Below are 22049 nucleotides of genomic sequence, written 5' to 3'. Positions count from 1 at the left end.
CTTGCCATGCTGTTAGGTTATGGCGCCGGCGCCGCAGGATTGCTGGCGCTGTTGTTGGCCCTGCTGCTCACCGGTATCCTGCTCACCTGGTGGGGCTGGCGCTACGCCGCCGCCCGCTGCGGCCGCGCTCGACCGCCGCTCTCCTGGGGCGGCTATCTGCTGGCCTCGGCGCTGGCGGTCTACCCGGTGGCGTGCGCGCTGATGCTGATCGGCATGGCCATCCAGGACATCAAGAGCCAGCGGGCGGAAGAACGTTGGAATCAACGCAGCTACTTGACGCTCAACGAGGCAAAACCGTTTGGTGAAATCACGCTGCCGAAGGGAAGCTGGGTAAATCGGCAGGAGCCACGCCTGCCCGGCACCGAAGACAGCCCTATCACGATGGACGGCGTGACCGCCGTGCGTTTTCCTCAGCCACAGAGCGTGGCCGGCGTGCCGATCATCGCCTTTGAGGTTTTACCGCCGGTGATGGAGCTGGCGAGCGCGCACACCTTTACCCGCCCGAGCGGCCAAAGGGTGCGCTGCGAAGCCGGTTGGCTGGTCACCTTCTTGTTGCCGCCGGATCGGCCGGCTCCGCAAGGGGAGGAGTGGCAGGCCGGGCTGCCTGCGGCAGCGTTTCGGCCCAGCAGTTGGGCCTTTAGGGAGTGCTTCTCCGGCAGCCCGATCGCCGTGCTGACCTTGCACAACGGCGAAGTCAGGGTGCTGCCTTAAGCCTTACGCCGTGGCGTTGGGCAAGCGCACGGTCACGCGGTTATTGGCCGTGGGCAGCTGCAGCGGCGCTTCCTGCCAGCTCACCGCGATAACCAAGACCGGCGGCGCCGCTACGCGCGGCGCACGCCCGTCGGGCCCCACGCCGTAGGCATCCCATTCAATCACGAACACCCCGCCGTCTTGCGGCTCGACCCGCTCGACGAAAAAAGTGGTGTCCGAACCGCGCCCGCCCGCCGGTTTGTGCGCGTGAGAGAGCAAGCTGAACCACTCGCCGGCGAAGTGCAGATGGTACAGACCATCGACGATATGCTCACCGTGGAACTGGCAGCCGCCGACGCTCAAGCCGTCGCCCGCCGGGGATTCCGCCACGCGATCGAGATCGCGCACGAAGAGATTGGTCGGCCGGTTATCCAGCAACAGTTCATAAGGCGGCGCGTGCAGCAGCGCGGCAGGATCGTCCGCATGGCGCAGATCCGCCGGCAACATCGAGCGCGCCGCCAGCGCCCGCCCGCTGGATAAGGCGATCGCCAGACGATCCGCCGAATCCTCAATCCACTGAGGCACCCACAGACCGCGCACCTGACGCAGCGGCGTAGCCTCCGCCTGCCGACACCTCGCCCGCAGCCGCGCCAGCGCCTCGGCGGAACCGGCGGCCAATGCCGCCTGCTCGCAATCGGTCAATGCAGGCAGCGCGTACATCACTCGGGCGGCAGGCTCGTACACCGTCAACCCCTCACCCTCGCGGCTGCGGGTCGGGATCAGGCGCAGCTTGCCGCCGTCCACGTCCTGCGGCGCGGCACAGGCGCTATACACAATCGCCCCGTCACGCAGCAGCAGCGTCCAAAAATTGGGGCCGCCCATGCCCAGCTCCCCCACGCCGCCAATCTGCCGATCGCTGTCGCCGGCGTGCGCCATCTCAATCGGCTGCGAGCGCCAGTCGGTCTTGCGCCATTCTGCCGCCTCTGCGGGGTCTTGCGCGCTTTTAGCGGCGTACTTCGCCCATTGCAGCATGGCAAACAGCGCGATGCACAGCACGCCGAAAACCGGGTGATCCTGCCAAATCAACAACCAACCGACGATCAAAAGGGCCCAGGCGGCCATGGCGATATCCTTTTCCACGAGAAAACCGCCTGATTCTAGCTCAGGCGGTTAGCGGGGTTGAAGCCTATGCCATGAATAATTAGCCGTTAAATAGAAAGGTAATAATTTCATCGTTATTTCTGTGACTATGAAGATCACATAAATAACGCTTCACAGAGTTGATTTCAACGTAAAAAGATAACCCTCTGTATCTCAATGCAATATTCGCAACCCCATTAAAAGCCAAAAGATAAAAGAGGAAAAAAACCGCAATAATTTGTGTATATTCTAAACATTGACTATGTTTAGACATACTATTTATATGCAGGTAAAAACGCTGAATAAAAAAGTGAAAGGCGTTTAGCAAAGTTGAATCACCCCCGCTAACCGCGAGGGTGGAAAAACATTCTATAGCAATATTCCGATGGGATTTTATTTCCACGGAACGGGTAACCTTGCGTTTTATCAAGCCAATAGGCTACACACCGCAATTAATATCATTATTAGTATTCCGGAGAGCGACAATGAAAATCGTTACAGGCATCATCCTTACCTCTGTAGCCGCCTTCAGCGGCGCGGCTTACGCGGCCGATGCGCAGCCTACCACCGGCAGCGCGGCAGTGACGCTGGAACACGTGCACGCCGTGATGGAAAACGGCAGCCCGGCTCCACAGCACGACGCCGCCTGCAAAAAAGAACTTTCCATGCCGGAATCGAAATATATGGGCATGAAGGTTAAAACCGATTACACCATTAACAGCAGCACCATGATGATGTCGGCCAAATCGATGTTCCCATCACCGGATTCCATGAAGCCCATGGAGCTGACGGTCGATCTCTCCGCGTTGGGCCTGGCGGATGTGTATGCCTTCGGCGCCTTTAAACCGGCCGCACTGCCGCAGGCCTATATTTATTTCACCATCGACAAGGATTTTAAAAATCCGGTCAGCACCTTTATGATCATCAACCAAGGCAAGCAATATAACTGCGTAATCTCCAGCTCGAATAAAATGATGAGCAAAGAGATGCGCGGCAAGATGATGATGAAAAAACAGTAGCGGAATGAAAAGCGGCGCTCCCCTTAACAGGAAGCGCCGCCAGAAAACGCGTTAAATCAGACCAGGATTGTATTTCTGGTTGAATTTCTCTTCCGACTGGAACAGATAAATAATGCCTTCGATAAAGCCGACAATCGCCGGGATCCCCGTCCAGCAGAACAGCAGGTAGAACAGCCCCCACCACTTCATGCCTAAGTAAAACTTGTGAATGCCCAACCCACCCAGGAAGATGGCCAGCAGGGCCGCCGCGAGCTTGTCTTTTCTGCTCATAGTGCACTTCTCCTAACTTCTCACCGAACCACCGGCATGTCCAAAAAACGGATGCCGCTCCACAGAGCGCCGCATCACAATGCTTGAGGAGAAAAACATTCATCCATCAAGACTCAACAGGGGTAATTATAACAGCGGATGATTAAACGGTTGTTTAACCGGCGAAAAGGTAAGCAAAGGGAATCTGAAGGAGAGGTGGTGCCGATAATAGGAGTCGAACCTACGACCTTCGCATTACCGAAACTCGCGTAACCACATGAGTTTGTGAAGTTAGATTGTAGGATGTATTTGTAGTAGATGTTATATGTTGAAGCATGTCCTGCCTCGAAAAACTATACAAGTTCTGCGGAGAAACGATCCATCAGAACCTTGTCCTAATGCAGCGTATGTAGGAATCACTAACAATGAGTTATGTTAAATCAATAGGATGTTGGTCAATGCCTTTTACCCAAATCAAAGCCAACCGTTGCTATCTCACTCAAGTTTCATACGAAAGATGAGCCATGACTAAGACTCATCCCATTAAGCTAATATACTTAGAATATCCAAGCTTTGATTTCAAACGTTGCTAATTCAATCGCTCGGCTGATTGTGCCATTTTCTGAAAAGCTCAAAAATCGTGAAAAGGCTTTTTACAACATAGTGGAGCATTTGCTCTCCCTGGATCACAAATGGGGAATTGCGATCAATATCAATTAATGAAAATGCCTCTTCAATTTGAGAACCAGGTAGATGAGCATCGGCATGCCTCAATTCATAGACTCCCACTAGTGGAGCCATTATCTTTCTAACAAAGTCACTATCATATTTTGAACTTAAAAGCTTCTCCAAAGATTTAATAGATCCCCAACGCTCCCCCTTTCCCGGGCTTATGATCTTTTGCATAGAAGCTGCATCTAAGTTATCAACAATTACCCGAGCTAAATCCTTTGCCAAACCATAGAATGTTTCCTGTGTGACTGATCTAAATCTATGAATACTTTTAACTATATCAGGAATCGACTCATGATCTCTAAATAGACAAAACCCAAATAATTCTAATGTTGATTTATTTATATAATCTAATGAAATAGGCAAGTATTTCTCAGGGGCTTTAGTATCAGCAGGCTCTGCAAGAACTTGAGAGGCATGAAGTTCTTTTGATATGCCACCCTCTGGTGAACAATTGAATCCAGCCCATATCTGCTGCTGCCATGTTGGAAGAAGGCCAATGTCTTTAGCATAGACATTAACTAAACCTAAATCATTAACCCCAAAATGAGTATTATATCCCTCATAGCAAGATACAGAACCTGTAGTTCGAGAATAAAACCTTAACCCTCCACCTCTTCTGCTGCTTAAAATGTTCATTACATCCGGTTTAAACCAAAGCCACTTACCTGAATCGATGAGTTCTTTTCCGGATATTTTATTCCCTTCAAGATCAATAATAAAATAAGAGCTTGAATCTACTTCATCACCTCGAACAATTGGGCTCGCTAAAGAAGGATTAACAACAAAATTACGCCATAGCTCCCCCATAACTCTATATAATTTACGCCCCTCAAATCCTCTCTCCCAATGACTACTTTTTGTATTTTCATCTGTAGGAAACTGAGATATATCAGGAAATTCGTCATCTTCATCTATGTCAGTTCTGGACATATGGAAAACAGCCATCTTGCTTCCATAGGTCTCGCCTCCCTCATGAATAGGAGTAATTCTTACTTCCCATTCGGAAAATTCATCATCCTTACATTTTAGCTCTTTTTCTTCCCATTTAAGATGTTCTACATTCTCAAGTATGCAATCCCGGCTATAATAGCTAGTCACATACAGAAACATGCCACGAGCACATAAATAATCTTTCAAATACTTACTTTTAATCTCAAGAGAAACTGGCTCATTATCTTCATACTCAATTCTAGCTACTTCATCATACCCTTCCTTTGGACAAACCCAAACATTCCCATCCTGAAATAATCCTAAGGTCAGAATAATATCTGGATTCAAAAACCATCGTCTTGGATATCCCCCTTCAGACCTTTGCTCCAAAACAAGGTTTACTCCATCGACTTCTCGCCAAGTGTCTCTGAAAACTTCGGCTGGAATATATTCACTATCATCAACATAACCGGCATGTTGTTGGCCAATACCTATATCTGACCAACCAAGATTTTTGACCTTATCTAATTGCTCTAAAGAAAATGCAACTGTTCCTGCCCCAAAGAAATCAGCTTTATATCCGAGGAAACCATACCTCCCAACTTCTTCAATATTTTTGATGGCCCTCAGAACTATCCATACTGATTTATTCCAGTCTTTACGTCTTGCATCTTTAAGTTCAAACCATTGCTGTTCCATCATCTCTCCAAATTTTATGTTTAATTGATTTAGCTTTGGATAGGTGTGTATCGGCTGTATTAAGATAATAATTTTCAATGACTTAATAATTAAAAACCGTCAATCATGTTTATAATATGCAACCGTAACGCCTACGTAACGCACCTGTATTTTGATGTTTTACTGACTGCTATAAAAAAACACGCTGATTCAATGGGGATTCCCCTCTGCTAAAGAAATCTGTTCATTCATACAGCCCCTAGAATTTACAAACTTACACTTGCACTACTTTTTCAGTTTGTCCCAACGCACCGCTGACACAATGCCCCAATTGCCGCTGGCATTGGGCCTACGCCATTTTGCTGTCTCCATGCTACGTAGATATTCAAGAGCTTCATAAAACGTGCCAAAACGCTTCTGAGCCGCTTTATCACCTACGCCAAACGAGCCATCGCGGGTGCTCGCCAGCCCAGGATGAAAACACGAGCCATCAGCCGCATAGGGAACCAGTAATTCCGGGTCGCTATCTTCGGACAAACCAGACACTAACAGTTGCCACGGCTCGACACTCAAAGCCCCAGCCAACACCTCAATCGCATCCAGAGAAGCATTAGAACCGCCACGTTCAATGCGACTCATATAACTTCTCGCAAACCCGCATAGATCGGCAAAGGCTTCCTGGCTCATTCCGGTGGCTATTCGCAGCTCTTTCACCCGCTCGCCAAACTGTATTCTCAAGGTCTTTTTCATGCACTGAATGTGCAATTTTGACCACTATAAGGCCACGCTCTATTTGAGACATTTTGAATCAATAAGCTCTATTCGTGAGCACACGTTCCCTCGTAAGAAGCGTGAATGACTACGACTAATAAGATCAGGAATGAACACCAATAGTGACAAATCGAATCAATATCGTATGATAGTCATCACTGGTTGTGTGTCTCCAGCACTCACTACAAGACGTGATGTTGTTTGGCAAATGAGGGAATTATGACGGGATCAGACTTTATATTACCGATGGCTGCGGGAACCGTGCTTAGCTGGGCCAGTTACAGCATGGTTGCTCACGTTACATCAAAACGGCAGATCAGCGGTCTAAGAGCAATTTCATGGGGAGTTCTGGGCACTCTTTCATTGGTGCTGGGCGTATGCGCCTTTTCCGCTCTAGGTGCAAAACAACCGCCAACAAAACAAAATGCCTTATGTTCAGGTAACAGCCCAGAATGCTATGCGAAAACGCATCACAACCCGGTCAGGGAGTGCAAGCAGGTAATGGACAAGAAAGCGACGTTTCGCCATATGTGGCATGAAGGTGAAGCGCAGCCAGTTTTCGGATCTTACTTGTGGCATGATGAGAAAAAGAAAACGATTCAAGCATTTGGAGATCAGGCTAACGCTATTAACAGTCTGGGAATGCTAACACCGCTTCAGTATTTTTGTGTTTTCAACGCCAATACCGGGGAAGTAATCGCAGCTTCATTTGAATGAATTAAGCAATCTGCTCATAATATTTCGAACCACTTTTCCGGAAAAACAATATCATTTAAGGGGTTGATAGTCTCTATTGATGCCGAAGGCCAAAGACATTTGGCCTCATCAACTTTAGGATAGGGATCAATCAAAATTACCTTTTTCAAATTTGAGCCACTTTCCCTTAGTAGATTCAGCAAAGCATTATCATACGCATTAAAAGAAAAGCCAAAAACAATTAAGGCTTTGCTATTGGCTAAGGCATTTCTAGCAAATGACCAAACATCTAGTAATTCAAGCGGAGGTTCTTTTTCAGGAGCAGGGGGGACAATTAAAGCTTTCCCTGTCCTGCCAGGTTTACCGCTGGTGTATTTATTATATTTGTCCCACGATAAAGAGCCATGCAATTTAGCCAGCAGGATCTCTCCAGTAACTCTCACATCTGCATTTTGCCAAGGAAATTGTGGATTCTTTCCTCTTCCCACTAAAATTTCATTTTTTATACCATAATTAAACCCAGAGCAACCTAGGATATACTCGACAATATTATCATAATTACAAGTAATGATATTTTTTAAACCAGCCTTCTCTAGCCAATTAAATAGATCACGTAAAAAAACTATTCTTTCATTTTGTTTCACAACCTTTTCATCAAACATAGCAGCAGAATATCCACCGAGAATCCTTGTAATGAATGGTTCAGTTAACCTTCTATTAACATACCAAACAACTCTACTCCTACGATGAGAAGACTTATTAATACACCAATAAACAAAATTCTCGTATGTTGCTCCCGGATTTTTTTGTATCCAGACAGACCAATCATCTTTAATTCGATGGAGTTTTTTCTCTTCTGAGGCTGTAAGGTAAGAAATGTTAAAATCAAAAAGCTGACTTACCAGTGGCAAATCGAAAGCCCATTTAGAAAAACCGGCCCCTAAGAATAGAGAAATCATATTATAATTACCTTTTATTACTAACCATGTCCCATAAATCTTGACGTTCATATTCTGATAAAGATTCAATCAATTGAATAGCAACAACATTCACATCATCACCCATATTATTGTTACAGATAATACCTTCCAACCTTAAACATATATCGGGGATATGTCTCATTATATTACAAATATGTTCTGCTACATGCTCACAACAATCATCCAATGCAACCTTCACTGAAAATATCATTTTGATTAACTGGACATCATTAAGCAAAGACAATCTTTTTATAATATATTGGTAGCGAAAATCACTTTTTTCCTTTGGGAAATACAAACTTAATCTATAACCAGCATCAGCAACAATTCTGTCATCATAAAGAAGGGAAAGAAAAGTATCTAAGAGTTCATCCCATGCAGTATGAGATGAGATAGTGCTTAAATTTTGAAATGAATTTTTCTCTTTATTTTGATTCGACTGAGGCATAGTTAAGTAAGAAAATTTAATAAAATCTTTCTTAATCCTTGTTAATTCAGCGCTATCAATAAGTGTTTGTAAGCTGTCAGAGTCTAATAAGTTTTCTTGAACCGATAGATTAATAACCCATGGCCCTTTATTGGTAAGCCTGTCCTTAGCTATATCGCTCAAATTAACCCAAACACATTTTTCATCCTCAGGATCATAGACGACACCTATGATAGGTAAAGTGCATCTAGACCAATATTCAAAATGAGCTTTATCACTTTTGAAAGAATAACGACCTGAACTCGTTTTAAAACTTTTCCCTGTTTTTATTTGAACTCCTATCATTGCTCCTGTAGCAATATTGCCCACTTGAGGCTCAATAAACGCATCTATACCAACATCAAAAATCCTAACTGGGCGGTAAATTACCTCTTGTTTGCTACATAGATATTGTAAAAAAGCTGAACCGAGCTCGCCAATGTGGGATTCAGCAGTTACTCTTGTCATAAAAAACCACCTAGCAACATTTCATTTTTTAATAATTACCTCTACAAACCTCACATTCACTTTGGTCTCTTTTCTCATTAGTCGTTCTGTATGAAGCTCCATAATGATAAAAGTTCTTGGCCTGACCACATTTTGGACATAGCTTAAGAAATTCTCCATTTAGAATCCCACATAGATTGGTTACCCTCAGTCCTCTACCTTCATTTTCATTTGAAGAGTCATAACCATTCACCTTTGTTGGCATCCCAGACAAATCAAAAAAACTATAATTACCAGTTAGATAAAAATCTGATAATTGAGTTATCGAAAAAGAATCATTTCCGTTCGAAATTAATATTTCGCTATCTAATCTCACAGGAAGAACAAGCGACATTTACACCCCCTATAATGATTACGACGCTCTTATCTCATCATGACGATCATGAGCTACTCAGAAAATCTACAACACCTTATAAATGACATCAATCTCATCCTTCTCATTCTGTGACACTCTGCTCTCGTTTAAAGGCATGATAGACGCTATAGTCGCTCTAGAAACGCCATATTCTCGTGCTAAAGCACTGACACTTGTTCCGCTATTCTTTTTCTCTACAATAGTGCCACGAGCTTCTGGCGCGATTTTAGACGGTCTTCCCAACTTCTTGCCTTCGGCTTTTGCTCGTGATAGCCCCGCCTGAGTGCGTTCAATTAGCAAGTCACGCTCCATCTCTGCAACTGCTGCCAGCATCGACAACAGAAGTTTACCGGCAGCAGAAGTGAGATCAGTTGTGCCAAGCTGGTGCACAATGACCTTGATATTACGCTCTGCCATCGCCCTGACCGTCTGGAGAACATCAATTGCATCGCGTCCCAGTCGGTCGAGTTTGGCAACAACCAGTGTTTCGCCATCGCGGATTTTGCTGAGCATTTCTGAAAACGCTTTGCGTTGCACCGCAGGAGCCTTTCCGCTAACAACATCGGCAAACCAGTAGTCGATCTTCCATCCAGCTTGCTCAAGTTCCAGACGCTGGTTTTCGGTATCCTGCTGCGTTGTAGAAACACGTCCATAGCCAAAATTCGCCATCATCATCTCCTCATCCGGCCCCTGCCAGAAAACGGTGTCAAAATAGGATGACCTGCCAGAAAAGCCAAGGCTAATTTTCCAACAGTGCGAAAGCGTGCGAGTGGAAGGTGTCGGAAAACGGTCGTTTGTTGGCATAACTGTCACATTAATTCAGCAAGTTCTTAAGCTCCGACTCAGAGAATAAATGTTCTACAAGCTTACTAAGACGATCAGATCCGCCAGTCTGAACGATTTTCTTACATGATTGTATAAAAGTGTCCATTGCTGGCTTAAAACTCGATTCATAGGCATTTTTATGGATACAAAACTCTAACATTGTTGCCATAAAAAAACGCATATTGGGAATATCACTGTTTTTAATGATGTCCTCCATCTCTTGTTCAGTCGCAGAATTCAATACTTGAGTTTGACGAGCCCCCCAGGCCCTATTCTCCATCACATAACGACAGGCATCAAAAATCGATATTTGGGCTTGTGCCGTTGCTGTAGCTACGTCTAACTCTGCTTGGATTCTAGGATGAAGCTTGTTGCGAAAAGCATTGGGGAGTGTGACATCTAGATGATCTTTAAGTCTAAAAAATGATATCCAGCTATCTATCATTTGTTCTGCAACCACAAAACCACCAGGTAACTTCATGACAGTTTCACAAAGAGAACTGATAGTTTGCGCATCCAACAAATGTGGCTTTATGGAAACAGATTTTGCTTCTGACAGAAGTTGCTCATCTGATAGTTTATGATTCCAAGTGTATTGTTCAAAAAAATGCCACACCGCATGCATAGCTTCTGTTGCATCTGCTTCATCAACATAACGATCAATTATCTGTGTCAGTAGAGAAACATCGAATAGACCGGATTGTAAAAACTCAGCTACCAAAAGTTCGTAGTCATCACACTGTAGAATTTTAAGCTCGCTCATGAGCTGTCGCCATCTTGTATGCTGCTTACTTTCAGCGGTCGTCCTTTCATCTTTGTGTTCAGAAAAACTAGTCAACTCTACAGAATTTTGCGTAAGCACAAAGTCGAAACTAGGTCCGTCTTCGATCCCTTTATAATAGATCGCAGCCAGAAGGACAGTTGAGGGGATAACGCGCCAGAGCACTGCGTCAGTAAGTTCTTGTCGTTCTCCTAAGATGCGATTAACTACTTTAATGATCTTATTAATGATTCGAATATTTGTTACCCCACAAGATACAACTGAGGTTCTAATTTGCTCTGCATATCCTGAAGCTGTATATCCTGTGGCAATATCAAAAGCCTCGGTTGATGATGTTGTCAGTCTAATCTCTTGATCTACAACTTTCTCTCGAAGTAAGTCCCACACATCCCGTTTGGCTAGTTGATCACTGTTGAGAATAAGCACAAACCGACATCCGTGTTGCTGAGTAAACTCATCGATAAAACCTAATACCTCGTCTATATCAAGCTTTTCATGTTTGCGCTCTATGTCGTCAAGGACGATCAGTTTTTGCCGAAGAATTGCAGGAGCAAATACTAGATTAAGGTCATTAAGAGCACCAAATCCCTTGTGGAATCCCTCCAAAACCTTCACGCCCGACTTAACAGTTTGCTTGGCGCCCTCCCATAATTTCGGATTGGCCTTAATAGCAGGCACCATACTTTGAATTAGCTTAGTCTTTACTTGTTCAATCCCGGATAAGCCAAAGAGTGAAGCATAGAGCGCCCCCTTAACCGTTTCATCTGCGGACGATTTTTTTACCTGCTGCCACATGTAGCTTTTGCCAGTGCCCCATTTACCAGACAACGCTATAACCTTGTTGTCCTTTTCTGTGAGTAACCGCTTCAACTGTTCCTTGGTCGATTTCAATGACATACATTCCCCCGAAATGGAGCTTTCGTTTCAAGATACATTAGTTGGATATAACACTAGAAGCTCTAATTACAGCGTGTCTAGTGCTTTCAAAATATGAACGCACCTATCTGATATATAACACTTTTATTGAACTCACATCTATGCTAACTTGCTGTCACACCTACCTCATGCGGTAAACCGGTCCGGGTAGGTGGAGCATCACCGCTCTTTTGCGGAAAACGTCAGGATGGGAACTCTGCGTAACGTTGATTGTGGTAGGTAGGGCGCGCAAGCGTTTGATGCAGCCAAGCAGAGGGTGAAAGTATCTATCGGCGGATTCTTGAGTAGCTACTTTTGCGCATAATGCATCTTTCAAGAAAGGTCGTCACACCACGAGGAAGACTTGATCTTCATCTGGCAAGGGGAACCGAGCAAACCTACAGGCTATCTTCTCAGATGGCCTTAGGGTTGATATGTCCGGCTTCCCCCCCGAGGAAGGGTTTACATCTTAAAGAACAAGTTATGTTTTAACATTTTTAACAATTATACTTCTCTGCTGTTTGGTGTCTTATGGCGTTCCCGTCAAAAGTAAACCTGCCGTTTTTACCTCACCTGCGTAACAACCAAACACGAACCAGAAGCTGCTAACGTTCAACATGTTCGCGGTGTAAATGCAGCCAGATAAGTTGGGAGCGAAAAAGTGGATGCTCTAGGTTTGGAAGCGCCCCTCTTAAGAATTGCATCCGAAAATTTCCGTGGTGGCGAGACAGTCCTTATAGAGGCAATCAGCCTCCAAAGTTAAGCGACGCGGTAAAGCTAAAGCTCGCCCAGATTTCTCATTGATTGCTCGAACTCCGCTACGCTTGTTTCAACTGGCTTCGCCAGTCACTCTATGAGAGCGCCGCGAATTCTGCACCATGATTTCGACTATCTTCTTTAAAATACTCGCCAGAGAGCCTTACAGCGCGTTTGAACCGCATATCGCAGCTTCTGCTTACGGATTACTGTCTGATTAGCAGTAGCTTCATGGCCCAGTCCGGTTTACTTTATTGCTATCAACTAGGAGGCGCCCAAGGGCAACACGTTGATAACGCTTGAGAACCGTCGAAATAGTGCAATACACCTTACGTAAAGGCAGCGGAGCCGCTTTTCACGCCATAATGCAGGAAATCAGTGCTCCCCTACACCAAAACCACGGGATCTATGTTGTTTCGTTTGGCAACTCGCTTCATGACCTGGATTGCTACTACTTGATTCGCGCCTTTGACAGCGTTGAAAGCATGACTGCGGTTCTCGATGCTTTTTACGCAAGCGCAGACTGGCGCAGCGGCCCACGCGAAGACATCGTTGGCAGCATTGAGAACTGCATTAAAACAGTGATTAGCCTACCATCAGAAAGCGTGAAAAGGCTGCGGGTGCAATCGTAGGTAATCAAGTGTATTAGATTAGATTTGACCTAAAACAGCTAAGGCAGATAGCCAAACCTAATCTGACAGGCAGCTTTGTGCCAAGAACGGTCCTTCATGTATCAAGTTGTGTTGCTAGGATTAACGACAAAAAAATGATGCAAATTAGTTCAATGATGGTAAGTTAAAACATGCTTAAACATTCTTATTTTAATATAAAAGTTAAATAAACATGCAAACAAACCCAGAGAAGTGTATTTTTTGTGATATTCCCTTTGATAAAGGTAGCCTAGAGCATGTATTCCCTAGTGCGTTAGGTGGAAGAATTACCACAACACATGCGACATGCAAAAGTTGCAACAATTTATTTTCAGAAGCGAGTTCAGATGCGGTTGAGATCGCTCTGGCTGATAACTTCATTTATATCAGGAATGCTTTGAATGTTTGGTCTGGAAGAGGAAACCCACCACCAACAATAAAGGAAGCAGGTCAGTTTGATGATGGCATCAAGTATGATCTCGCACCCAACTTGACACCTATTGTGTCTAAGTCAAGAATACCCTCAAAAGATGAAACTGATAGCAATACAGCCTTTGATTTCGTTGCTCAAGATGTAGGTGATGCTAATAGGATTGTAGGAATTCTTAAGAAGCGCGGACTTAATATAGGGGATATTAATGCAAAGTATGTTACAACTAAGGCTCCTGTTATAAGAGCTAGCATTAAGTTTGAAGGAAATAAGATTTTTCGTGCTATAGCGAAAATTGCTGTAGTCTCCTATGTTGTTTTGTATGGCAATTCTCGAGCAAGAACCGATATCTATCAGAGCCTTAGGGAATCCATACGAAGTGGAGAACCTGACATTACAAAATATTGCGGATGGGACTATGCAAATGATTTTCCTGTCATTACAAATTTACACCCACACGAAAAAACCCCAGACGCCATTCAATGTGGTTTTGAACACACTGTATTTATAACTAATGTAAATCACCAATTGGTTGCTTATATAAAACTTTTTGGTGCATTTAATTTCTCTATTATTTTAGGTAATCATTCGAGTATATCACCTAAATGCTTGTGCTTAAATCCTACAACAGGAAAACCTTCAAGGTTTAACGTTTTATTTAACCCGCCATTAAGTTACATACCTAAAAATATTGACTCATTCAAAATTGAACATGAATCCGTTAGGAAAAATGTTCAGTTAGCAATGAATTCTATAGTAAAGCACTGTCAAAGTTTATCGACCGAAGAGTATATTAGAAGCCTCAGCCAAGAGTTAATGATTTCTGTTCAAACTGCATCCGTTGACTCTGACATATCTGAAATAATCAGATCATTTTCAGAGAAGCTTGCTCATATAGAAAATGGATTGGCGTGGGAAGAAGAAATTAATATTGAATAATATTGGCTCCTTCGAAGTAAAATTTATTCAGTTATTGTTGCTGAGAAAGAATGCTTGATAGATTCTTTCTGTAAAGCAGCTTTCTCCTTCATAACATGCTACGGCCCTATCGAAGCGCTTAGTTTCCGCTCCTCGCTCAAGGCGGACTGATAGACTTGATTGTGTGCTGTAAGTGAAAACCGTCAGATCAAGTCTGAGCTAATACAAATCAAGTCTCACCAAACGCGTTTTGAGCGTCTCCAAATTCAGCACTATGAAATCCACCACCCTTAATAAAAAACGCGCCAGAACCATTCTGAGCGCGTTAGAGTAAGAGAAAAAGTCAGGCTATTGCGGTTCTTTCCGCGATTTATTGCTCTGCTTAATCCGTAGCGCATCAGCTACAGCAACCACACCATCTTCGCAAACAAATGGAGCAACTTCCGGTAGCCCTAGCGTAGCGCTCTCAAGAACAGCATAGAGAGCCGCTGGTGGATGATCTTTGCTATACCGGTTCTCTGTCTCGCCAGAACCGCGGATATGTCCAACAAACTGCGCACGTGTCTCGCTGTCGATTCCCTCTTGTTTGAGTCTTGTAGAAAAGGTGTGCCGGAATGAATGGAAAGATTTTTTGCTCTCTTTTTCAAAGCCTAACCGTTCTTTGAGCAACGAGCGATTAAACCAGTCCGAAGCTTTATCGCCATATCCTTTTACAGGGTGGTAAGGAAGCTCGGGAAATAAACGTTCATGGCCTGCTTTCTTCAATGCTTCGCAATAGCGGACTAATCCAAGCTTGATCAATGTCGGATGCAACGGTATTTTTCGTCGCGAATGAATAGTTTTTAGCGACTGATCTGCACGCTCATTGCTGATTTCGAAAAAATAAAAACCGGCAGCATCCTGCTTAATATCGTCAAGGTAAAGTTGACATAATTCATTTATCCTCGCGCCGGTAAAAAAGCCAATTAGCGGTAGCCAGTAATGAAATGCACGATAATGATGGAATTGCCCCTGCCTGTTTTTATCGACTGTCCCACTTTTATACCAAGGCATACCAAAAATAGCGTTTAAATCCTCATCAGTGAAATCAGATTTGAAATCCTGATCCATCTTTTCATTTTCTACAGGTGCAAAGAATTTATTCGCAGGAGACTTAATAAAAATGCCTTCTCCATCAGCCCACTGGAAAGCCTCGAAGAGAATTCGCATATATTTACGAACAGCATTATCGCTCATTAGAGGGTCGCCACTCTCTTTTGCCTTGACAATCAATTCATGAAAATCATTGATTTTATATCTTATTTTTGCCAGATCGCGCCTTGCAGGTATCGACCTTAGTAAGAGCTCATACTTACGGAGGAAGTCACGGTCAACTTTTTCAAGCGTTGAATCACCCATAACTTCAAGGAGTAAGCTAAAACCTTCCCGAACTCGATTCTCTGCCTTCTCCGTGAATTTCCCCCCGCGCTTGTAGCGAATATATTTTTCACATAACTCGCTCATTTTCATTGAGTAGTATTTACGTTTTACATATTCATTATCCGGTATCGATGAGGGCAATAATACAGGGATAATTGTTTTTGTTTTCTCAAGCATGACTGGAGAAACTGCGGTGCTATGTGACAGCCAAAATAATCGTAAGCGCTCGGCTTGAACACGGTGAATCATCAATGAATTAGGCGAGATTTCGACACCGGGAAAGTCAACGAACCAAGCGGCTTTGGATGAAGCCTCTGAAGATTTAAATGCGGTTTCTGCATCCAGCGGCTCGCCAGCGATCATCTGACGTAATATACGTGATGAAACCAAGGGCTGAACATAACCGCTCAGAGAACCTCTGATCCCGATGTTAATGGCACTATCGATGATAAATCCAGAAGCCTCAGGGTCATCCTTATCAACGAGTGAAAGATCTTCTACATAGTAGGCAGGACGCCCATCAGCAAGCCAAAACAGCGGGATATTCGTATCAAGCAGGCGCTGAGCGACTTGTTGCAGGGAAGCACTTGTTAAACCGCAAAATTCAGCGAGGCTGATCATTCCTTCGCCAGCCAAAGCAGGCGCACTGCTTACCAACTTTTCTCTATCCAATTTTTGATACTCACCCAGACATCGCTGCCAGACAACCAATAGACCTGCTGCAATCGCTCGCGCTTTTCTGATGTCGTTTGTTTCTGTCGAAGCGTGAATCTCACGCTGTCCCGTGTAGAGACGGTATCGGGCGGGAACTGCAATACGGACAACATAAATACCGCTGCTACGGCGATACAGATTATCACGTTGAGCCATCGGCTGTATGACCTCTATGTAGTAGAGGCTACGCGATTTCACTCTGAATGAATTTAACGTTAATTAAATCAACTAGATAGAAATGACTGGTGCCGATAATAGGAGTCGAACCTACGACCTTCGCATTACGAATGCGCTGCTCTACCAACTGAGCTATATCGGCATCGAGCCAAGCCTGCGGGGCAAGCCGGAAGTGAGTTGAACAAGGTAGACCGGTGCACGAAATGAGTCAATAGCCGCTGGGGCGTTTGGTTGTTTTGCAAGCAGCCACACTGCCGCGCATTGGCCCTTCCAAAAAAATTAGGGCGCAGCCCGCTGCGCCCTGACCTCTTTATGATCGCAATGCGGCCTTAGCTGCGCACCAGATCGTCGCCGTAGCCGATCCACTTGTAGGTGGTCAGCGCGTCCAGGCCCATCGGGCCGCGGGCGTGCAGTTTCTGGGTGCTTACCGCCACTTCCGCGCCCAGGCCGAACTGGCCGCCGTCGGTGAAACGGGTGCTGGCGTTGACGTACACCGCCGAGGAGTCCACCGCGCGCACGAAGTGCTCGGCGCTGCTCAGCGAGCGGGTGAGGATCGCGTCGGAGTGGTTGGTGCCGTGGGTGCGGATGTGGTCGATGGCCTGATCGATATCGTCCACCAGCAGCACGTTCAGATCCAGCGACAGCCATTCGTCGTCGTAATCTTCCGCGTTCACCGGCACCACCGTCGCCGGGCCGCCCTGCAGCAGCGGCAGCGCGTTTTCCGCCGCGTGCAGCGTCACGCCCGCCGCCGCCATTTTGGCGCTCAGCGCCGGCAGGAACTCGGTGGCGATGCTGCGGTTCACCAGCAGCGTCTCCAGCGAGTTACAGGCGCTCGGGCGCTGGATCTTGGCGTTTTCAATCACCGTCAGCGCCTTGTCGAAATCGACGTCGGCATCCACGTAGGTATGGCACACGCCGATACCGCCGGTGATCACCGGGATGGTCGATTGCTCGCGGCACAGCTTGTGCAGGCCGGCGCCGCCGCGCGGGATCAGCATGTCGACATAGCGATCCAGGCGCAGCAGTTCGTTCACCAGCGCACGATCCGGACTGTCGATCGCCTGCACCGCCGCCGCCGGCAGGCCGCACTGTTCCAGCGCCTGCTGGATCACTTTCACCGTTGCCTGGTTGGTATTGTGCGTCTCTTTACCGCCGCGCAGGATCACCGCGTTGCCGGTTTTCAGGCACAGGCTGGCGACGTCGATGGTGACGTTCGGCCGCGCCTCGTAAATCACGCCGATCACGCCGAGCGGCACCCGGCGGCGCTCCAGCTTCAGCCCGCTGTCCAGCAGGTTGCCGTCCAGCACGTGGCCGACCGGATCGTTCAGGCGGCACACCTGGCGCACGTCGTTGGCGATCGCCGCCAGCCGTGCCGGGGTCAACAGCAGGCGATCGAGCAGCGCTTCGCTCATGCCGGTGGCGCGCGCCTGCGCCATGTCTTGTTCGTTCGCCAGCAGGATCGCTTCGCTGTTGGCTTCCAGCCTGTCGGCCATCACCGACAGCACCTGATTCTTCTTCGCCGTGCTCAGCACCGCCAGCTGCCAGGAGGCCTGCTTGGCGGCCTTCCCCATCTGCTCCAGCATGCTCACTCCTTAACTGACAATCATATCGTCGCGGTGCACTGCCACCGGACCGTATTCATAACCGAGGATTTCGCTGATTTCCTGCGAGTGGTGCCCGGCGATCATACGCATCGCGTCGCTGTTGTAGCGGCTGACGCCGTGCGCCAGATCGCGCCCCGCCAGGTTGCGGATGCGGATCACTTCGCCGCGCGAGAAGTCGCCCTTCACTTCGCGGATGCCCTTCGGCAGCAGCGAGCTGCCGCGCGCCATCATCGCTTCCACCGCGCCGTCGTCGACGGTGATCTCACCGGCCGGCGGCGCGCCGAAGATCCAGCGCTTGCGGTTTTCCAGCGGGGTTTCCAGCGCGTGGAAACGGGTGCCCACCGGTTTGCCTTCGATCACGTCCGCCACCACGCCCGGCTTGCTGCCAGCGGCGATCACCACGTCGATGCCGGCGCGGCAGGCCACGTCGGCCGCCTGCAGCTTGGTGCCCATGCCGCCGGTGCCCAGGCCGGAGACGCTGTCGCCGGCGATGGCGCGCAGCGCGTCGTCGATGCCGTGCACTTCACGGATCAGTTCAGCCTGTGGGTTGTTACGCGGATCGGCGGTGTAGAGGCCCTGCTGATCGGTCAGCAGCAGCAGTTTGTCGGCCCCGGCCAGAATGGCCGCCAGCGCCGACAGGTTATCGTTGTCGCCCACCTTGATTTCGGCGGTGGCGACGGCGTCGTTCTCATTGATTACCGGCACGATGCGGTTGTCCAGCAGCGCCGTCATGGTGTCACGGGCGTTGAGGAAGCGCTCGCGGTCTTCCAGATCGGCGCGCGTCAGCAGCATCTGCCCAACGTGGATGCCGTAAATGGAGAACAGCTGTTCCCACAGCTGGATCAGCCGGCTCTGCCCCACCGCTGCCAGCAGCTGCTTGGAAGCGATAGTGGCGGGCAGCTCGGGGTAGCCCAGGTGTTCGCGCCCAGCGGCGATGGCGCCGGAGGTGACGATGACGATGCGGTGGCCCGCGGCGTGTTGCTGCGCGCACTGGCGCACCAATTCGACGATGTGGGCGCGGTTCAGACGCAGCGATCCGCCGGTCAACACGCTGGTGCCCAATTTCACAACCAATGTCTGGCTGCCGTTCATAGTATTTCTGCCGTGTGTAATGATGAGAAGAAGAGTGCAAAGGTCTTTGTAACAGGAGAGACGCGTTATGCCAACAGGCACAACGCGAAATCAGCACAATACGTGGTCAAACGGGGTCAGGCGGAGAGTTTGATCAGTTTTTCTTTGAAATCGTCGGCGGGTTCCAGCCCCAGTTCCATGGTCGCCAGCAGCTCGCCCAGGCGGCGATGGAAGTCGCGCAGGGTGTCTTCCAGCTTGGCGTTCACTTCATCATCCTTAATGTTTTGCGCCGTCCAGTCGCCTTCCTTGTCGAACAGGCCGAATTGGTACGAATAGGTGAAGCGCGCCTCTTCCGCCTGCAGCTCCATCCACCAGCCCCAGAACTCGCGCTTCTCCGGAGCGGGCTTTACATTGACGCAAACGGCCAAACAATCAAAGAAAAAACGGTCGTTTTCACATTGCCCTTCACGCAGGTACGGCCCCAAGCTGGCAAAACGTTTCATTAGTCGGCTTTTAGGGTGACCACTCGGTAACGTCATTCTCTAACCTCCTCAATGTAGACCACTCTTTTTAACAAACTGTTAAAATTTAGCAACTAATTAACGCATTTTGTCCTTCAGCCAGCCGGACATCTGCAGCAGCGCCCGATGGAAGCTGTCGTAAACCGGGGTGCGCGGGATGGCGACCAGCTTGCCGCTCACCGAAGAGGTGACGATCAGCTGCGACTCTTCTTTCGGGCTGAGCGTATCGCGCTCCCAGTAGCCGGAGATCATCGGCGTCGGGCAGCGGCGCCCCAGCAGCCCCTGCATTTTCAGCGAGTAGCTGTTCAGTTCCACCTTCAGCACGTTGTCCGAGGCATTAGCCATGCCCATGCGGCTGGCCAGCACGTCCATATACATGTCCGGCACGTTCAACTGGGTGCTGCTGTCACACAGCAGGCGATGCACCACCGGCCCCAGGCAGGCCACGCCGCGCAGCCGCTGCGGCTCCAGGTAGGCCAATCGCACCGCCACGTTGGCGCCGAAGCGGAAGCCAAAGGCGCTCACCCGCTGATGGTCCACCCACGGCACCGAGGCCAGCTGGATCAGCACCTGTTGGTGCAGGTAGCTGGAGTCCTGCGTCAGCTTCCATTTGCAGGAGGAGCCGATCGACGGCATGTCGAGCGTCAGCATGGCGATGCCGTGCGGCGCCAGGTAATCGCGGAACAGGCGGTGGTAGTCGGTCTGCAGCGTGTCGAGGCTGCCGCACATCAGCACCGTCGGGAACGGCGCTTCGCCCTTCTCCGGCATGTGCAGGAAACCGGTGACGCTGCCGCCGCCCTCGATGCGAAACTCCAGCTCTTTCAGCTGATACGGCAGCAGCAGCGCCGCCTCTTCGTAAGCGCGGTTGGCGAGCATCTCCGCCTGTTCGGCCAGCTCGTCGCCCTTCAGGTGCGGGTAACCGGCGATGCTGTACAGGCTCGCGGCCTTCAGCCAGTATTCGCCGCCGAGCAGCGGATCCTGCTGCTCCGTCGCCCGCTGCTGCCACTGCATGCCCTGATGGATCCACTCGTAGATCCAGTTGCCGTTGCGGTAGCCCACCACGGTATCCAGCCGCTGCGGATTGCTGCGCTCGGCGTCCGAGGCGGCGATGCGCGCCAGCACTTCGTGGATTTCGATCGGGCTGACGCCGCGCCAGGCCCACAGCAGCGGATTCAGCATGCGGTACCAGTTGCCGGTGGTGTCGCCTTCCAACGCGGAATGCATGGCGGCGCTCACTTTGTTGCGCGCGCGCAGCACCAGCGTCGAGGTTTCAGGGTGTTTGAATTTGGGCTTGAAAAGAATTTCAGAAAGGTTGGCCTGTGCCATGGTAACAACAGCCTCCGTAAATCTGGCGATAGGCCGCAAAAGGCCTACTTAACTGGAGGTAGTGTACCTAACTCTGGCGGGATAAACCAAGATAACGCAAACGCCCGGCATAACCGGGCGTTTGGCTGGAACGGGCTGGGCTTAGCGGCCGCCGATAGGGGGAACGAAGCTGACGCCCATGTCCCACGGCTGTTCGATCCAAGTGTCCTGCGGGATGTCGACCACGTAGTCGTCCACCAGCGGGCGGCCCGCCGGTTTGGCGAAGATGGTGACGAAATGCGCTTTCGGGTACATGTCGCGGATCGCTTTCGCGGTGCCGCCGGTATCCACCAGATCATCCACCACGATGAAGCCTTCACCGTCGCCTTCGGCGCGCTTGAGCACTTTCATTTCGCGTTGGTTGTCATGGTCATAGCTGGAAATGCAGACGGTATCCACATAGCGGATGCCCAGTTCGCGCGCCAGCAGGCCCGCCGGTACCAGACCGCCGCGGCTTACGGCAATGATGCCTGTCCATTTGTCGGCAGGCAGCAGGCGGTGCGCCAGCTTGCGTGCGTGCATTTGCAGCATATCCCAGGTAACAACGTATTTTTCGCTCATAGAATCGTGTCCCAGCCGGCGGTGAAGCGGCTTATTTTATAGTTCAGGGGAAAAAAGGTTGCGCGAGATTATAGAGACTGGCCGCATTGAATTCCAGCTGTACCGAGGAAAACCTCGCGATTTCCG

Annotated in this window: 20 protein-coding genes and 1 tRNA gene; 5 read left to right on the top strand and 16 right to left on the bottom strand. The window is 48.7% G+C overall.

All coding sequences use genetic code 11. The annotated features are described in order from the left end of the window. The first annotated feature begins 6 nt into the window (after positions 1 to 6). Positions 7 to 711, top strand: coding sequence for a hypothetical protein (locus tag QOL81_RS07085; protein ID WP_283439756.1), 705 nt, complete (start codon positions 7 to 9; stop codon positions 709 to 711). A 3-nt stretch (positions 712 to 714) separates the two neighbouring features. On the opposite strand, the gene QOL81_RS07080 is transcribed toward QOL81_RS07085, so the two are convergent. Then, on the bottom strand, positions 715 to 1830 hold the full coding sequence (locus QOL81_RS07080; protein ID WP_283439755.1) for a hypothetical protein: 1116 nt from the start codon (positions 1828 to 1830) through the stop codon (positions 715 to 717). 485 nt (positions 1831 to 2315) lie between these two features. On the opposite strand from QOL81_RS07080, the gene QOL81_RS07075 reads away from it, so the two are divergent. Beyond that, entirely contained in the window at positions 2316 to 2849 is a 534-nt protein-coding gene (locus tag QOL81_RS07075) for a hypothetical protein (RefSeq protein ID WP_060423146.1), read from the top strand. Positions 2850 to 2900: 51 nt separating this feature from the next. Here the strand turns inward: QOL81_RS07075 and QOL81_RS07070 are convergent, their stop codons facing one another. From QOL81_RS07070 to QOL81_RS07060, 3 genes are all read right to left on the bottom strand, one after another. Next, positions 2901 to 3119 carry a TM2 domain-containing protein gene (locus tag QOL81_RS07070; protein WP_015376761.1) on the bottom strand — a complete coding sequence of 73 codons (219 nt, stop codon included), beginning with the start codon at positions 3117 to 3119 and terminating at the stop codon, positions 2901 to 2903. 573 nt (positions 3120 to 3692) lie between these two features. Then, a complete protein-coding gene (locus QOL81_RS07065) occupies positions 3693 to 5462 on the bottom strand; it encodes a hypothetical protein (RefSeq protein ID WP_283439754.1) in 1770 nt (589 codons plus the stop codon). Positions 5463 to 5726: 264 nt separating this feature from the next. Then, a complete protein-coding gene (locus QOL81_RS07060) occupies positions 5727 to 6191 on the bottom strand; it encodes a helix-turn-helix domain-containing protein (RefSeq protein WP_001570728.1) in 465 nt (154 codons plus the stop codon). A gap of 240 nt (positions 6192 to 6431) precedes the next feature. Between QOL81_RS07060 and QOL81_RS07055 the strand changes: the two genes are divergently transcribed. After that, positions 6432 to 6929, top strand: a complete 498-nt coding sequence (locus QOL81_RS07055; RefSeq protein WP_197757407.1) for a hypothetical protein — start codon at positions 6432 to 6434, stop codon at positions 6927 to 6929. A 14-nt stretch (positions 6930 to 6943) separates the two neighbouring features. Here QOL81_RS07055 and QOL81_RS07050 read toward each other — a convergent pair whose 3' ends face one another. From QOL81_RS07050 to QOL81_RS07030, 5 genes are all read right to left on the bottom strand, one after another. Continuing rightward, positions 6944 to 7867, bottom strand: a complete 924-nt coding sequence (locus QOL81_RS07050; protein ID WP_197757409.1) for an SIR2 family protein — start codon at positions 7865 to 7867, stop codon at positions 6944 to 6946. A 7-nt stretch (positions 7868 to 7874) separates the two neighbouring features. Then, positions 7875 to 8822 carry a DUF4365 domain-containing protein gene (locus tag QOL81_RS07045; protein WP_197757411.1) on the bottom strand — a complete coding sequence of 316 codons (948 nt, stop codon included), beginning with the start codon at positions 8820 to 8822 and terminating at the stop codon, positions 7875 to 7877. Between the two features lie 28 nt (positions 8823 to 8850). Further along, entirely contained in the window at positions 8851 to 9195 is a 345-nt protein-coding gene (locus QOL81_RS07040; RefSeq protein WP_197757413.1) for a hypothetical protein, read from the bottom strand. Positions 9196 to 9261: 66 nt separating this feature from the next. Then, entirely contained in the window at positions 9262 to 9885 is a 624-nt protein-coding gene (locus tag QOL81_RS07035) for a recombinase family protein (RefSeq protein ID WP_283439830.1), read from the bottom strand. Between the two features lie 145 nt (positions 9886 to 10030). Continuing rightward, positions 10031 to 11719 (bottom strand): P-loop NTPase fold protein, encoded by a 1689-nt coding sequence (locus QOL81_RS07030; RefSeq protein WP_197757415.1) that lies wholly within the window; start codon positions 11717 to 11719, stop codon positions 10031 to 10033. Positions 11720 to 12792: 1073 nt separating this feature from the next. Here QOL81_RS07030 and QOL81_RS07025 point away from each other — a divergent pair. After that, positions 12793 to 13125, top strand: a complete 333-nt coding sequence (locus QOL81_RS07025; protein WP_197757417.1) for an NIPSNAP family protein — start codon at positions 12793 to 12795, stop codon at positions 13123 to 13125. A 211-nt stretch (positions 13126 to 13336) separates the two neighbouring features. Next, positions 13337 to 14512, top strand: coding sequence for an HNH endonuclease (locus QOL81_RS07020; protein ID WP_283439753.1), 1176 nt, complete (start codon positions 13337 to 13339; stop codon positions 14510 to 14512). A 327-nt stretch (positions 14513 to 14839) separates the two neighbouring features. On the opposite strand, the gene QOL81_RS07015 is transcribed toward QOL81_RS07020, so the two are convergent. From QOL81_RS07015 to gpt, 7 genes are all read right to left on the bottom strand, one after another. Continuing rightward, positions 14840 to 16780 (bottom strand): site-specific integrase, encoded by a 1941-nt coding sequence (locus QOL81_RS07015; RefSeq protein WP_197757421.1) that lies wholly within the window; start codon positions 16778 to 16780, stop codon positions 14840 to 14842. A gap of 87 nt (positions 16781 to 16867) precedes the next feature. Continuing rightward, a tRNA-Thr gene (locus QOL81_RS07010) sits at positions 16868 to 16943 on the bottom strand. Between the two features lie 187 nt (positions 16944 to 17130). Further along, entirely contained in the window at positions 17131 to 18384 is a 1254-nt protein-coding gene (proA, locus tag QOL81_RS07005; protein WP_060425303.1) for a glutamate-5-semialdehyde dehydrogenase, read from the bottom strand. Between the two features lie 9 nt (positions 18385 to 18393). Continuing rightward, on the bottom strand, positions 18394 to 19497 hold the full coding sequence (gene proB / locus QOL81_RS07000; protein WP_015376738.1) for a glutamate 5-kinase: 1104 nt from the start codon (positions 19495 to 19497) through the stop codon (positions 18394 to 18396). A 116-nt stretch (positions 19498 to 19613) separates the two neighbouring features. Then, complete coding sequence (gene crl, locus QOL81_RS06995; RefSeq protein WP_004930258.1) at positions 19614 to 20015, bottom strand: sigma factor-binding protein Crl; 402 nt, start codon at positions 20013 to 20015, stop codon at positions 19614 to 19616. 60 nt (positions 20016 to 20075) lie between these two features. Beyond that, positions 20076 to 21323: an esterase FrsA gene (gene frsA, locus QOL81_RS06990; protein ID WP_070915473.1), complete on the bottom strand. Its 1248-nt coding sequence runs from the start codon at positions 21321 to 21323 to the stop codon at positions 20076 to 20078. A 141-nt stretch (positions 21324 to 21464) separates the two neighbouring features. Then, the gene (gene gpt, locus QOL81_RS06985) at positions 21465 to 21923 is read right to left on the bottom strand and encodes a xanthine phosphoribosyltransferase (protein WP_159317676.1); all 459 of its coding nucleotides are present in this window, start codon (positions 21921 to 21923) and stop codon (positions 21465 to 21467) included. Positions 21924 to 22049: the final 126 nt, after the last annotated feature.

It is taken from the genome of Serratia sp. CC22-02, from assembly GCF_900182895.1.
GTDB classification, from domain to species: domain Bacteria; phylum Pseudomonadota; class Gammaproteobacteria; order Enterobacterales; family Enterobacteriaceae; genus Serratia; species Serratia nevei.
This window is presented reverse-complemented; position numbering and strand designations above follow the sequence as displayed.